The organism is Brevibacillus sp. NRS-1366 (genome assembly GCF_050467985.1).
On sequence record NZ_JBITPN010000042.1, the window covers coordinates 19171 to 32891 of the forward strand.

The 13721-nt window shown below is 45.7% G+C and carries 16 protein-coding genes; 5 read left to right on the forward strand and 11 right to left on the reverse strand.

Annotated elements, in window-relative coordinates; all coding sequences use genetic code 11:
- From ACIFQN_RS26945 to ACIFQN_RS26965, 5 genes are read right to left on the reverse strand one after another with little or no spacing between them, the layout of a single operon-like run.
- On the reverse strand, nucleotides 1-963 hold the full coding sequence (locus tag ACIFQN_RS26945; protein ID WP_429836122.1) for a GNAT family N-acetyltransferase: 963 nt from the start codon (nucleotides 961-963) through the stop codon (nucleotides 1-3).
- Between the two features lie 24 nt (nucleotides 964-987).
- Nucleotides 988-1815, reverse strand: a complete 828-nt coding sequence (locus tag ACIFQN_RS26950) for a carbohydrate ABC transporter permease (protein ID WP_429836123.1) — start codon at nucleotides 1813-1815, stop codon at nucleotides 988-990.
- 35 nt (nucleotides 1816-1850) lie between these two features.
- Nucleotides 1851-2798, reverse strand: a complete 948-nt coding sequence (locus ACIFQN_RS26955; protein WP_429836124.1) for a carbohydrate ABC transporter permease — start codon at nucleotides 2796-2798, stop codon at nucleotides 1851-1853.
- A 30-nt stretch (nucleotides 2799-2828) separates the two neighbouring features.
- On the reverse strand, nucleotides 2829-4157 hold the full coding sequence (locus ACIFQN_RS26960) for an ABC transporter substrate-binding protein (protein ID WP_429836125.1): 1329 nt from the start codon (nucleotides 4155-4157) through the stop codon (nucleotides 2829-2831).
- A 37-nt stretch (nucleotides 4158-4194) separates the two neighbouring features.
- Nucleotides 4195-5040, reverse strand: coding sequence for a MurR/RpiR family transcriptional regulator (locus ACIFQN_RS26965; RefSeq protein ID WP_429836201.1), 846 nt, complete (start codon nucleotides 5038-5040; stop codon nucleotides 4195-4197).
- A gap of 258 nt (nucleotides 5041-5298) precedes the next feature.
- On the opposite strand from ACIFQN_RS26965, the gene ACIFQN_RS26970 reads away from it, so the two are divergent.
- The 3 genes from ACIFQN_RS26970 (at nucleotide 5299) to ACIFQN_RS26980 (ending at nucleotide 6736) form a co-directional block, all read left to right on the forward strand.
- Nucleotides 5299-5898: an undecaprenyl-diphosphatase gene (locus ACIFQN_RS26970; protein ID WP_429836126.1), complete on the forward strand. Its 600-nt coding sequence runs from the start codon at nucleotides 5299-5301 to the stop codon at nucleotides 5896-5898.
- Between the two features lie 95 nt (nucleotides 5899-5993).
- Nucleotides 5994-6482 carry a GNAT family N-acetyltransferase gene (locus ACIFQN_RS26975; protein WP_429836127.1) on the forward strand — a complete coding sequence of 163 codons (489 nt, stop codon included), beginning with the start codon at nucleotides 5994-5996 and terminating at the stop codon, nucleotides 6480-6482.
- 167 nt (nucleotides 6483-6649) lie between these two features.
- Nucleotides 6650-6736, forward strand: coding sequence for a YjcZ family sporulation protein (locus ACIFQN_RS26980; RefSeq protein WP_429836202.1), 87 nt, complete (start codon nucleotides 6650-6652; stop codon nucleotides 6734-6736).
- Here ACIFQN_RS26980 and ACIFQN_RS26985 read toward each other — a convergent pair.
- The gene (locus tag ACIFQN_RS26985) at nucleotides 6711-6917 is read right to left on the reverse strand and encodes a hypothetical protein (protein WP_429836206.1); all 207 of its coding nucleotides are present in this window, start codon (nucleotides 6915-6917) and stop codon (nucleotides 6711-6713) included. The genes ACIFQN_RS26980 and ACIFQN_RS26985 overlap by 26 nt on opposite strands.
- Nucleotides 6918-6987: 70 nt before the next feature.
- On the opposite strand from ACIFQN_RS26985, the gene ACIFQN_RS26990 reads away from it, so the two are divergent.
- Nucleotides 6988-8172 carry a multidrug effflux MFS transporter gene (locus ACIFQN_RS26990; RefSeq protein WP_429836128.1) on the forward strand — a complete coding sequence of 395 codons (1185 nt, stop codon included), beginning with the start codon at nucleotides 6988-6990 and terminating at the stop codon, nucleotides 8170-8172.
- An 818-nt stretch (nucleotides 8173-8990) separates the two neighbouring features.
- Nucleotides 8991-9074 (forward strand): putative holin-like toxin, encoded by an 84-nt coding sequence (locus ACIFQN_RS26995; RefSeq protein ID WP_429836203.1) that lies wholly within the window; start codon nucleotides 8991-8993, stop codon nucleotides 9072-9074.
- 331 nt (nucleotides 9075-9405) lie between these two features.
- On the opposite strand, the gene ACIFQN_RS27000 is transcribed toward ACIFQN_RS26995, so the two are convergent.
- The 5 genes from ACIFQN_RS27000 to ACIFQN_RS27020 all read right to left on the reverse strand — a co-directional run bounded on the left by ACIFQN_RS27000 (nucleotide 9406) and on the right by ACIFQN_RS27020 (nucleotide 13284).
- Nucleotides 9406-9639 carry a hypothetical protein gene (locus ACIFQN_RS27000; protein WP_429836129.1) on the reverse strand — a complete coding sequence of 78 codons (234 nt, stop codon included), beginning with the start codon at nucleotides 9637-9639 and terminating at the stop codon, nucleotides 9406-9408.
- A gap of 28 nt (nucleotides 9640-9667) precedes the next feature.
- Nucleotides 9668-9922: a MerR family transcriptional regulator gene (locus ACIFQN_RS27005; protein WP_429836130.1), complete on the reverse strand. Its 255-nt coding sequence runs from the start codon at nucleotides 9920-9922 to the stop codon at nucleotides 9668-9670.
- 532 nt (nucleotides 9923-10454) lie between these two features.
- A complete protein-coding gene (locus ACIFQN_RS27010; RefSeq protein ID WP_429836131.1) occupies nucleotides 10455-11516 on the reverse strand; it encodes a DUF4179 domain-containing protein in 1062 nt (353 codons plus the stop codon).
- On the reverse strand, nucleotides 11509-12048 hold the full coding sequence (locus ACIFQN_RS27015) for a sigma-70 family RNA polymerase sigma factor (protein WP_429836132.1): 540 nt from the start codon (nucleotides 12046-12048) through the stop codon (nucleotides 11509-11511). The genes ACIFQN_RS27010 and ACIFQN_RS27015 overlap by 8 nt, the downstream gene beginning before the upstream one ends.
- Before the next feature lie 465 nt (nucleotides 12049-12513).
- The gene (locus ACIFQN_RS27020) at nucleotides 12514-13284 is read right to left on the reverse strand and encodes an ANT(4')-I family aminoglycoside nucleotidyltransferase (RefSeq protein ID WP_429836133.1); all 771 of its coding nucleotides are present in this window, start codon (nucleotides 13282-13284) and stop codon (nucleotides 12514-12516) included.
- Nucleotides 13285-13721: the final 437 nt, after the last annotated feature.

Here is a 13721-nt window from a genome sequence, read left to right on the forward strand (position 1 = left end):
TCATCCGAGCTCTTTGCTGTACTTTGCATACTGCTTCCAGCTCTGATACCCCAGCCTGGAATAAAAATCGACAAGCGTTGTCCAGTCGATCACGATCTGCCTGATCCCGCGACTCTGCAGCATGACAATTCCTGCTTCCACCATCGCCAACCCCATGCCTTGTCCCCGGTACCGCACATTCACTCCGAGCGGTCCTATTCCGCCTAGCTCATCTGGAAAAAGCGGCGCCCAGTAAACGTTTTGTGCAATAAAAGGAGACTGGCTGTCATTGATGCGGCAAAAGCCGATGATCTCTCCCTGCCTTTCCAAAATGACGAACTCCCGCCCTGTTCCCCCGCGCCTGAAATAATGAATCGCTTCATACTCCCACCGCCCAGGGAAGCAGCAATGCAAAAAGGTAAGGAACGCCTCTTTGTCTGCAGAGGTCAAAAGGCGGAAATGGCCATCCGATACAAGTGGTAGTTCTGCATAGGTTGAATCAGGATATCGGCAAAACAGGTCGTGTTCCAAAGGGGCAGCGGCAGAATAACCTTGCTTTTCGAACCATGTTTTTACATCTGGATACTCCTCGGGAATCCCTGGGAAATAGTGATAAGGATCACGTCCCAGTAGAATTCTTTGCACGCCTTGCTGTCGCAGCGCTGCTTCCGCCCTCGTCAGCAATTCCCCGCCAATGCCCTGTTTGCGGTATGTTTCGGCGACGAGCAGCACCTGTATCCAGCCCAATCCTTTTCCCATCTCTACAGCCAGCTTTTCCTGCCAGCATTTTGCCACCACGAAGCCGACAGGTCGCCGAGCATCAGAATCCCAGGCAATCCATGATCCTGTATGGAATACGTTCTCGTCATCAAAGCTGTTTTGTCGAAAAAGCTCCTCTCGCATGGGGAACCGCTCCCCCAGCTCCTGATTCCACAGCTCACACAGCGCCTCCAGAAAGGCAACATCCCAAGGCAAATAACGCATGACTCTTCACTGCCTCCCCTCGCCTTACTTCAGTCCTGATGTTTTGGAGCCCTCTACAAAATACTTCTCCGCAAAAAGGAAAACGATCAGAATCGGAATCAAGCTGATCAGGGCACCCGCCACCAGCAATTGGTCGTCCGTCTTGTACTGTCCGCGCAGTGACAAAATGCCGATGGGCAGTGTAAAATGCTCCTCTGACAGCAGGTAAATTACAGGTGCAAGGATTTCATTCCATTTTCCCATAAAGGTAAACACCGCCAGGGTTGCAAGAGAAGGCTTGCACATCGGCAAAAACACCTTCCAATAAATTTGAAACGGATTGCATCCATCCAGCTTGGCTGCTTCTTCATAATCCTTGGGGATACTCAAAAAGGCTTGCCTCATCAAGAAGATAGCAAACGGCTGGCCCAGCCACTCCAATATCCAGAGCGGCGTCAGCGAATCGAGCAAACCAAGATTTTTAAAGATAATAAATTGCGGAATGATCGTCACAATCCCGGGAATCATCATCGTCCCCAACACGATCATGAAAAGCGTATCGCGAAAAGGAAACCGCAGTCTGGCAAAGGCGAACGCAACCATGGAGCTGGAAAGAAGCGTTCCCACAACAGATAGGACCGCGACAATTACACTGTTCATCGTGTAGCTGCTAAAATTGGCCTGTTCCCACACCTGTGTATAGTTGCTCCATTTTGCAGGATCAGGCAGCCACTCCGGTGGGAATTGCATGTATTGCTTATAGGTTTTCAGCGAGTTAAAGACGGTGGTCAAAAACGGGATAAACATGATCAACGAGCTAATGAGCACAAATAAATATCCTGTGATTTTACCCAGAGGAAAACGTCTTTTCATGGCTACCTCCTTTTCCTCGTCTATAGCCACCAAATTTAGTCATAATGAACCCATTTCTTTTGAAGCTTGAATTGAATCAGGGTGATCGCCAGCAAGATCAGGAACAACACCCAAGCAATTGCAGAGGCATAGCCCATTTTAAAGAAGCTGAACCCTTGACGGAACATCAGAAGCATCAGGACCAGACTGGCGTTGTTTGCTCCTCCCGTTGAGCCTGCCTCCGTAGAACCGCCCGTCATGACAAAAATTTGTTCGAAGTTTTGGAAGGAGTAAATGGTATTTAGGATCACCACCAGAAACGTCGTTCCAGAAATCATCGGAACGGTCACTCGCCAAAACTTTTGCCAGGCGTTGGCCCCGTCAATCGAGGAAGCTTCGTACAATTCAGAAGAAATCCCTTGCAGGCCGGCCAGAAAAATGATCATCATATATCCGACACTTTTCCAGATCGCTACGACCACCAGAACGGGAATGACCCATCCCTCGTCAATCAGCCAGCTTTGCGGAGCGATGCCAAACTTAGCCAGAACGGCATTGGCAAAGCCGATCCGCTGGTTAAAAATCGCGTCTGCTACATAAGCGATCACCGTCCAGGAGGAAATCACCGGCAGAAAGTGTACCATCCTGAACAATTTCAGCCCTTTTAGCTTTTGGTTAAGCGCTACCGCCAAGAGCAGCGCCAAAAAGGTTTTGGCCGGAACATACAGGAGCGTAAAGTAGACGGTATTCCATAACGCCCGATAAAACAGCGGATCCTGAAACAGCTTTTCGTAGTTATCCAGTCCTGTCCATTTCGGCGGATTTAAAATATCGTAGTCGGAAAAGCTGAAATAAAGCGACGCGAGGGAGGTTCCTACCACAAATACAACAAAGTGGACAAGGTATGGAGAGACGAGGAGCAGTCCCCATCTCCCCTCGCCGTCCAACCATTTTCTGTTCTTCACTTCTGGCTGCGCCGCTTGGCTCTTTTCCAGCTTCAGCATGGCCCTACACACATCCTCACTGGCGGATTCCTATTTTTTAAAGAAATCATCAAGGACCTTTTGAATGCCTTGATCTGTTTTCGAGATATATTCATCCACCCCGTATTTGTCCATAAACAAATCTGAGAGATTATCGGTGAACACCTTTACCCATTCTGCAAATACGGCATTGGTGTCAATCGTTCCGGCAAACTCCAGGCTGTCGAGGAATACCTTTTTATTCTCCGGCTTAGTATCAGTTGTCAGGAACTTATCCGAGTTCGCCACCGATTTTTTCACCGGAATGGCTTCGCCTACCTGTGTCCACTCTATTTGCGCCTCATCAGAGGTCGTCCAGTACGTGATCCATTCCTGTGCAGCCTTCACCTTTTGTTCATTTGCTTTCTTGTTGATCACCCAAGAGTTGGCAATCACCGGGGCGAAGCGTTTCCCATCCGGTCCTTTGGGCAGCGGGGCGACATCGTAGTTCAAATCAGCGCCGTTCATGGCAGTAGTCGCTGCGTAAATATCAATCTGCATGGCGGAAGCGCCGCTCAGGAATACCTTGAAGTTGCTTTGGAATGCCTTCAGATCAGCCGGATTGGGGAAAAGCTTTCGTTTCATCCCGTCGGCCATCCACTCCACGGCTTTCTTGTTCTCGGGTGAGCCTATAATTGATTGGGTCATCGTTGGATCCAGCACGCCGCCGCCATACGCTTTCAAAATATTGAAGGCACCGCGGGAGCTGCCGAAAAAGGTAAATCCGTACTGCTTAACAGCATTTTTATCAAAGGCGGGATCGTCGGCGTTTTTCCCGTTTGCATCAAGCGTCAGCTTGGCAGCGGCTACTTTCAGTTCATCCCATGTCCAGTCTGCAGTTGGATATTTCACTCCAGCTTTGTCAAACAAATCCTTGTTGTAGAATAGAGCACCAACCTGAATGCCCTGCGGTACACCCCAATATTTCCCGGCTGCGTCCTTGTTGAATTCCAAGCCGTTTACCTCATCTTTGTTGATCTCTTTCGTGACATATTCAGTTATGTCGCGAATCGCGCCCCGCTGAGCAAACCCGAATACCTTTGTCCCATCGCTCTGCCAGATGTCAGGTGCATTACCAGCCGCAATCTGGGTAGTCAGCTTTTGATAAAAGTCTTCATACGGAGCGGTCTCTGTTTTAATCTTGATGTTCGGATGTGACTCTTCGAATTTTTTAATAATCTCTTCCATCTTTTTCTTCGTAGGCGGGTCAGAGCTGTAGCCGAGAAACAGCTCTACCTTGTTCCCCTGCTGCGTCGAGGTTTGGCTGCTACAGCCTGTGATGAATACTGCCGTCAGTAAACCGAAAATGCCGATCGCTGAAAATAATCTTCTCTTTTTCATGGAAAACCTCCCATTATGAAGAAATTTGACACCTGGCTTATTTGTACTGTTCGCGGACTGCTTTGCGCGTCTCACGCAAGTAAACAGATGAGGAGTCATAATTTTTGCCGGCAACTCCGCGAAACAGAATGTCAATGACATTGAGCTGCGCAATTCGGGACGAAGTGGCGGCACTGCGCTCCCCGGTCTCCGTCGTAAATGTGGTTAGGTGAATATCAACGACTTCTGCCAACAAATTATGACCGTATTTGGTAATACCGATGGTTGTCGCTCCCGATTTGCGAGCTTGTTTCATCGTCGTAATGATTTGCGAGGTTTCACCCGAATTGGAAATGCCGACCGCTGCATCGCCTGCTGTAAGTGTGACCGCAGAGGTAAGCTGCAGGTGGGAATCCGAGTGAGCCGTGCACATTTTATTGATCCGCAAAAATTTATGCTGGGCATCTTGGGCCACCAGCTGTGAAGCCCCTACCCCGAAAAAATCAATTCGCTTCGCCAGGTGCAATACCTCAATCGCCTGCTCCACTCTATCCGGTTCAAGAATTTTGATCGTTTCACGCAAAGAGAGGATATTGTTATACGAAACGGATTCAATCAATGTGCAAATAGCAGCGTCTGGACGAATCTCTTTGTATTCATCTTGTTCGGTACTGGACTGAATATCACCGGCAATTCTCATTTTTAGCTCTTGAAAACCATCTACACCGATTCTTTTGCACATGCGAATGATGGCAGCTTGGCTGGACTCGCTTCTTTCCGCCAGCTCTTTAATGGAAAGGCGAATGACCTCATCCGGTTTGGCCAGAATGTAGCGTGCAGCGTTTTGCTCTGACGGTTTGATCATGTGCAATGATTCGCGGATACGCAGCAAACCGCCATTCAACACGTAATCCACCCCTTTATCCCTGATTGTAAAGCGCTTTCAAATTGTGGTATTTTGTTACATATCTATGTGGGTTTGAAATGAAATATCATTAACAAAAATCGGGATTAAAATAAAATTTCAGACTCGAAAACTGTCGGAAAAAGAAAATGGCTGTCAACCTTACAAAAATGTAATGCGGTGTAAGAAAAATCAATTTTTCATTTCTCCAAAATCGAATAAGATTCTCCTATTGGAAAAGAAGGGGGATCACAAATAATGGATGGTATGGAAATAAATATTCATTATTTTAGACTGATTAATGACATGGGAAAGCAATATCCATCTCTGAACCCAGCGTTTTTTGTCATCGCAGAATATACCGTATATGTATTGGCATTGAGTGCCTTGGTCTACTGGTTCACGAGAAAAAATCGGAATCGAATCATGGTTGTTTGTGCGGGCTTCACTTTTGTACTCGCTGAAGTACTCGGGAAAATCGCGGGAAGCTTTCATTACAATGCCCAACCATTCGCAGAGCTGTCCGATGTGAATCAACTGGTAGTAAAAGCGGTAAACAACTCATTCCCCAGCGACCATACGATTCTGTTCTTTTCCTTTTGTATGACCTACTGGCTTTTCAAAAAGAAAGATGGATTTTTATGGATGATTTTAGCTATTTGTGTAGGAATTTCTCGTATTTGGGTAGGTGTTCATTATCCTGCGGATGTCATCGTGGGCGCATTGATCAGCATCGGGTCTGCCCTCACTATTTATTTGATCGTGCCGCGATTACGGGTTGTGCAGAAAATGCTAGAGCTATACGAAAAAGCAGAGCACGCGATTTTACCCTCAAAATCAAAGTCCAAAGGGTTTTGAACTGTCCCCTTCGTTGATTCCAACGCTTTCATCTATTCGTACCTTTAGGTAAAGTTATAGAAAAGCATTTGACTGTCGAACTGGGGTGTGAATCTTTGTCGAGATTAACCGGAGTAGAAATAAGGCCCTATACGGAAAAGGATTATCCTAACATAACCAAATACTCTTTGCCTGAGGAACAAGCCATCTACACATCTTTACCCATAGCTGTCATAGAAGCATTTCAGATGGATGCCAATAACCTGCCTTTTGTCATTTATTCTGGAGATGATTTGGTAGGCTGCTTTGCCTTGTATACGGATCAGTCAGGCAATGTTTACACGAGTAATGCGAGTGCCCTGCTTTTCAAATCGCTTTCGATCGACTCTCGTTTTCAAAACAGGGGATATGCACTTCAATCACTCAAATCATTAACAGAAATGGCAAAGCGACTTTTTCCTGACAAAAATGAGATCATATTAACCGTTCATCACACCAATACCCCAGCGATAACTTTGTATGTGAAGGCAGGATTCATGGATAAAGGTCTGCGGTTTGCTGGTGAATACGGCGAGGAATTGATATTCCATTATGCGCTCGAATAGGTGAAATGAATTTACCTTCCATTCTTTATTATCATCGTATGAACAAGAAAAGGTTTTGGCAGGAGACGCCCAAATATTCATTTTCCGTACAAACGCCCTAACATAGTTCGATATCCTGCATACCTTGATTTGGGGTCTTCCTCAATCAGAGCAAAGGGGTGATCGGAATGAGCTGTGGCATCTTTGGTGATAACTTTGCGTTAATCTTGGTTCTTTTCGTCCTTTTAGTTATTGTTGGTTGCGATTGCGATTAATTTTTATAGGTGGTGGGCGGCCTTTTGAGGGCTGCCCTTTTTCATTAGGTTCCATCGTTTCTCTGAACACGAGCATAGTAAATAGCAAGGCTTCCGATATTTTGCTATAATGCATGATATATTTTCCCCCTATTAAAGAATCAAGGTGAAAAAAGATGCTCTCATTTTCTAGATTAAGCAAGTGTAAACCCCCCATTCCGTAATTTCTTTCCAAGCTAATTGAGATTTTTGAATAATAGGGGGAATTAGCTTTGGAAAGAAAAATCTCAACACCATCACTGCTGCTGTTCATCATTCTTGTGGGTTTCCCACAAATTAGCGAAACGATTTACACACCTTCCTTACCGGATATAGCAAGCCATTTACATGCAAGCAGTAACATGATCCAGCTGACTCTCAGCATTTACTTCATGGGTTTCGCCCTTGGCGTTTTTTGCTGGGGTAGACTCTCAGATTCCATCGGACGGCGTCCCGCATTGCTTTGGGGGATTTTCGTATATGCGATCGGAAGCTTTGGGTGCTATCTATCTGACTCGGTTGAATGGCTATTGCTGAGCCGGTTCATTCAGGCCTTTGGCGCTAGTACGGGATCTGTCGTTACCCAAACCATTTTGCGTGAGAGTATTGATGGAGCCAAGCGGCATGCTGTGTTTGCCCAAATATCTGCTGCTCTTGCCTTCACTCCGGCGATCGGACCATTGATTGGCGGGTGGGTAGATCAATCCCTTGGATTTAGAGCTGTTTTCTTTACGCTTGTCGTAATGAGCGTAGCGATATTCATGTACACCTTTGTTTCTCTGCCTGAAACAAGAGTGAGCTCAGGCCCAAGCATCCACACCCGTTCTGTGGCCAAGCGCTTGTTTTCTGACAGGAGAGTATGGTCATTTGGCTTTCTCATAGGAACAACGAATGGCATCTTGTTCAGTTACTATGCCGAAGCTCCGTTTATTTTCATGGAATACTTTCACATGAGACCTGGCATATTTGGCTTTTTTGGTATTTTTGTGGCGTTGTCTTCCATTTTCGGCGCCATGCTTTCGAAAAAAATGCTAGCCACATATTCAGCAGAAAAAATCATTCTGCTTGGCTCCATGGTCACGACGATAGGCGCTGTATGTCTCGCTGGCCTTGCTCTTTGTGGGACGAGTCCTACCGTGATGTTTTTGATTCTGATGGTCGCCTCTATCTTCGTTCTCCTCTTGGGGATTGGGATGACGATTCCGAACTGCCTTAGCTTAGCGCTCATCCATTATGGGGATGTACTCGGTACTGCGGGTGCCATTTTTGGATTGGGCTACTACGTGGTCGTCAGCTTGATTACAAGTGGGATGAGCTACCTTCACAATGATTCATTACTTACCATGCCCGTGTATTTTCTCGTATTGGCGATTGCCATGGTGTTGGTGAGTAAAAAGATTGTGCGGGATGACACATAGTAACTGATTTCCCCAAAAAGGGACAATCTGTAAATCGCTCCTTATCAAGACAAGGCCCTCTTCGGAAGAAGGGCCTTGTCTTCTATGTCAAGACGCCATTAACGATCGCACAAAAACATTGAAAGTCCCTCCGCCCCTCCCCAATCGGCACAACTGGAAAGAACTGATTTTCGATTATGCACGCCAATTACAGGAGATAGGTCACTTACAACAATAAAAAATCCCCCGGGATATCCCGAGGGCCGTTGATGGACTTTCGTTTGTGCCAAATGGTTTTGTCTCTCGTCCCAGCATCTACCGATGTCTTCTGATCGGCAAAAAAAGCAGCTTAACCATCCTGTTCTACGTAAATGGAAAACTCATACTCTGGTTTGTTGATGAATCCTACATCAAGCGTAATCTTTCTTGCTTCAGTTTTGGCAATAATGGGCAGGCCAAGCCAACGCCCTGTAGTTTTATTCCATACATCTGTGATACTTTCACGTCATACTGGACCATCGTCGAAAGTAAATTCGAACTTACTCTCATTCAGAACCTTCCCTGTCAAAACAGGTGGCGCTGCTGGCTCCGGCACTTCGATCTCTACAGAAGCATCTTTATATCCTGTGGCGGATACGACAAACTCGTAAATACCCGGCTCATAGATATATCCTCTCTGAGAGATTGTTGTTCCTATTCTGTCTGCTAACTAAAGTTAACTCTAATTGTGCCCGAAAAACACCCTCATGTGAGTGAGTCTTTGGTATAATATGGCTTGTACAATAGAAACGGCTCCTCAAGGGTGGTCGGCTCATCCCTTTTTGAAAGGGGGTGAGGCCATGACGGTATTTGAAGCACTGAGTCTAATGATTGCCTTTGCAACATTGATTGTGCTGGTACTGTCCTTCCACAAAAAGAAGTAGATCACCCTTGAGCTTCCCAACTCAGTGATCTACTTCACCCTGAAAATATGAGCCGCCCCCTGCGGGGAACGTCTGTTGTGCAAGGCCGGAGCGCTGCAACGCTTCGGTCTTTATTAGTGTAAGCAGAGTGATTGTTCTTTATGAACGATCATACTTTTGTTACATCCATTTTACCCGTTATACATGCTCAAGTAAACTCACGAACTCAAAAATTTATGATGCAGTAATCACCCCTTTACCTTCTTGAGAAAGGCTTCATCCCCGGAGCGATTGTCTTTTCCTAGTTAGGGAAAGACCCATTATGCAAGCCAATTACAGGCAGATAAGGTCACTAACGAATGCCCCACTGTTTATATATCAAAAATCTTGATTGTGCCGCAAAATCTTTAGCGTCAATGGAATGATCATTTTGCAAAAAAGCAATGTGTTGTTCAACAGCAGCAACAACCTTTTCATCGTCGACACTCAGATTGTTCCTCAACGCCTCTGCCATAAACGTGATAAACGCCGTTGCTTCAGCAACCTTTTCATTCATTTCATTGACATCTACTTTGTCTGTATCCAACTAGAAACCGTATTTTTCTTGCAGATGCTCATTTTGTATGGCAATGGCTTTTTCCCATTCTTCTTGGTTTAATCCTTCGAACCATTTTAATCCGCTCCAGTGAAAAATCAAGCTCACGGTAAAACAGTATCTGTTGTAGTCGTTCCAATTCCTTTTCGCCATAATATCGGTAACCATTTTCCGTAATTTTCTCTGGCAGAAGCAACCCTACTTTTTGATAGTGGTAGAGCGTTTTGATTGTTGTACCAGAAAGCTTTGCTACTTCATGAACGGTGTACAGCATTTTGGATCACTTCCTGAAGTTGAGTTTGAGGTCTGACCTTAGGGTGGAGTCAAGTAAAAAAATACCCCCGGGATATCCCGAGGGCTGTTGTTGGAATCAACATTTAATTCTTCTTTGTAATCCCCGCTTGTATTAACTATAATGGCCGTAGTTCCTTCTGCATGGAACGCGCCATTTAACGAACCATTTTTACTAAAAGGTACGTCCGCTCCCCCCACTACTATCCGGTCTAATATAGTAGCCTCATGATATACACTCGCAACCTGTATTTCGCTATTCTCGACTTATCCCCTTCTTCCGAGGGTTTTTCGTTCGAGCCTACACCGTATGAGCGCCTTTCAGCGCATACGGCGTTCCATCAATGAATAAGAAGTTTTTTACAACGGGCGATTAAATTGTATCAATCTTCTCTTTAATTGTGACCTAACCAAAGTTAGTACTTATTATCGCCCGCAAGGTACTAAGCTGGCTCACAGTCTTGGTTCTAGAATAACTATTTTTTATAAAGCAAAAGCCTTCTGGGTGGTTGTTATCAATCGAGCGGGATCTCGAAACGCAACTGTCGGTCTACCTCGATGCTGATAGAGCGGGAGTCAGCGGAAATCGGGTGGAAGTCCTTTGCGAAGAAGGTAACGCCCACGATGCCGCCTCGTCTATTTCCATTTTGGTCTGTAATGCTGGAAAGAGGAACGCCATTTGAATCGAAAACGCGAATGCCATTCGACAAAAGCTCGATCTGATTTATTTTTTCTTCTTCGGTCAATTTTAAGGATTCACTTTCACCCTGCACCCCAAAAACAATTCTGGTAGCACTAGGCGTTCGAATAATTTTTTTGACCGAAAGTACGAAGCCTCTCGAATGACCCGAAATCCCCGGCTCCGTCACCTTCGTCACCGCATCTGTAGCTTTTCGGGAAAGTGGAATGTCAAATTGCCAAGTCCCATCTACGCCGCCTATTTTCTGCAACGTCAATGGCAGCGTCCATTCCTCTGGCAATTCTTCCATGAAAAACGGCTGGAATGTTCCGTAGTACGTATTTCCTTTGACATGACGCCAATGCAACAGATAGCTTCTCTTGGCTTCTTCCGGTGTGAAGGTTCTAGTTATCGTGCTCCCTCCCCAATCGTAACTGAGTTTCTCTATATGCTGAAACCCGTTTTCGTTCGGCGGAAATGTAACGGCAAAGCCGATGGAGAGGTTCAGACGATCGTAATAGGCCTCTCTGAGAGCCACAGTAATCCCCTGGTCCGTCACTGTTTGATCCAGTTGTTGAGTGAGACCTTGCTGATCTGCTTCTTTTACCCCCGAATCCCCGATAAATCCGAAGATGGTGCCTACGTAGGGCAAGCTTTTCAGCATGTGAGCCATGGTTGGGGAAACTAACCCCGTCCCGGTCAATAAGAACATCCCTAAAAGGAGACAAGCTACCGGTATCAACCACTTGTGCTTTCTTCTGTATGGTTTCTTTTGTGGCGGGCGGATGGGAAGAGAGTCCAACACACAATCGATGCCAGCGGAAAATGGCGCTGGAACATCCACAATCGCTTTCTTTGCCATTTGGCGAAGCTCTTTATCAACCTGTGATTCATTCATGGCCTGTCCTCCATTCTGTAGACTCCGAAGTGAAATAGGCAGCCAATTTTTTTCGTGCCCGACTCAATCGAGATTTTATGGTTCCCTCGGGTTGGCTGAGTACGATCGCCATGTCCTTGACTGCCATATCTTCAAAGTAGTAAAGAACGATGCAAAGTCGAAGCTCTTCCTCCAGGAGCTGGATGGCTTCTTGCACCTCGATGTTCTCTTCAAAACGGTAGGAAGATGCTTGCTCTTGCCAGTCATCAAGCAATACGAGCTTGCTGGTTTTACGAGTCAGGCGGTGGCATTCATTGACGAGAATTCGCATGAGCCACGACTTGAACAAACGGGGGTCCCGCAAAGCAGACAATGAATGGTACGCTTTAAAAATGGCTTCCTGGGCAGCATCCAGACACTCGTTATCGGAGGACAAAATAGAACGGGCAACCCTGTACATGCTCTTCTCGTGTTTCTTGACCAGTCTTGTAAAAGCCTCCACATCTCCCGAACAGGCAAGCTCTTCATCGCAATCATTCATCGGTTCTCTCATTCCATTCACATCCTGTTTGAGGTCTCTATATGAAAGACACAAGAAGTGAGCCATTTGGTTCTCATTATCCCAAAATTTGTTTCGAAGTGAACCGGTTAAATAAGTATAGGGCTAGCTGCTAGGTCTGTCGGGAAAGGAAATACCCCTAGGATTTCTCCATAGGGGACGTTATCAATAAATATAGAGCGCTATTCCGACAATGCAAGAATATCCATAACCGATAAAGCTACAGTAGATAGAGTATTAAATGATTTTTCAGGTATGGAGCTTAAAAAAGCAACTGATTCTAAGCCACCAGGAGCGTATGCAATCAGGATTTATGCTAATAAAGAAGAAATAGTTGGTATGGAGATTCTCGAAGACAATCATTATATATGGATCAATATGGATAAAAGCCCTGCTAAGAAACAGGGCTTTCTCGACAATCTGAGTCCCCTCGTGAAAGAGGTCTCGTTTTTTCATTGATCAAAAAGGAATTCGTTTTGAATGAATCACGTATTGATGTTCAGCTGTCCAAGCTTCCAACCCATTCCAGAAATCTTCGCAGGCGATAACTAGTTTCGACGGTTCTGCCAAATCTCCGGACATCACCCGTCTGGCCACATGGTCATATCCTGCCGGACGATTCGGCAATTCCAAGGATTCAGGCAAAACCATGGCCCCAGTCGAGTAAAGTTTTTGATTGTGTAGCCCAATCAACATGGCACCGTATTGGGCTAACTGCATGGTCAAGTAGGGCAGGTAGGTGTGGGAGCCGTTTAGATTTGCATTTCTCAGCTTCCCTATAAACTCGTACATTTCACCGACAAGCACTTCGTTGATTGCATGCGTGAAATCTTCCTTTGTGGACGATTCTGCCGCTTTCTTCAGCTTCGGAAAAAAGCCCTTGGGATCATACAGACTAAGCGGGGCAAAGAAAGGACCATGTGTTAGGGGCCAATCTCCCTCGACCGTAGCGGCTATATTTAGAAGAACATCCGCACTGCACACGTTCACTTCAGCTTTCCAGGGCCCTGCTGACCATTCATAACTAAACTCTACGTCTTCGTTTGATTCATCTAGTACACAAAACATCTCTATATCCGAAAAAGGACCGTCTGTACCTCTGGAAACAGATCCGTAGACCCCTATGGCCAGTATTTTGGCTTTGTATACCTCATGTAATCTCGCAGCAATTTCTTGGCAAGTTTGAAGTCTTTCATTTCGAGAAATTTTTACAGGTCCATTCATGTTCATTTGCGTACATCTCCCTTTGTATATTTTTAGGGTGAGCTGACACAAATAACGGAATGGAGGACCACGGGACTAACGGGGGACTTTTTTTGGATGCATGAGGACTCCTCCAATACCTTTCATCGTTTGGTTCTTACTCAGTTTTATTTTCTTGAGAAGGGGTAAAGGAAATGCTGCAGCTTCCATGGGGAATTTCCCTATCTTATCAATCCCTAGCAAAACGCTGCTATTTCCAAGAATTACCTTACATATTATAGCATACCCATTACAACTAATGCTTGTGCATCAGAAAATGAAGATGCCTCACTTTCGTAGCTGATGCACACCTAATTACCTGGTCTTGAATGCATTCTGGCAGATCATTTTTCGGGCTTCCCGCCATTGCCGGTACTAGATAGGCTTTCATTAGTTCCTGGCCATACGGCACAAGTAGCCACTGT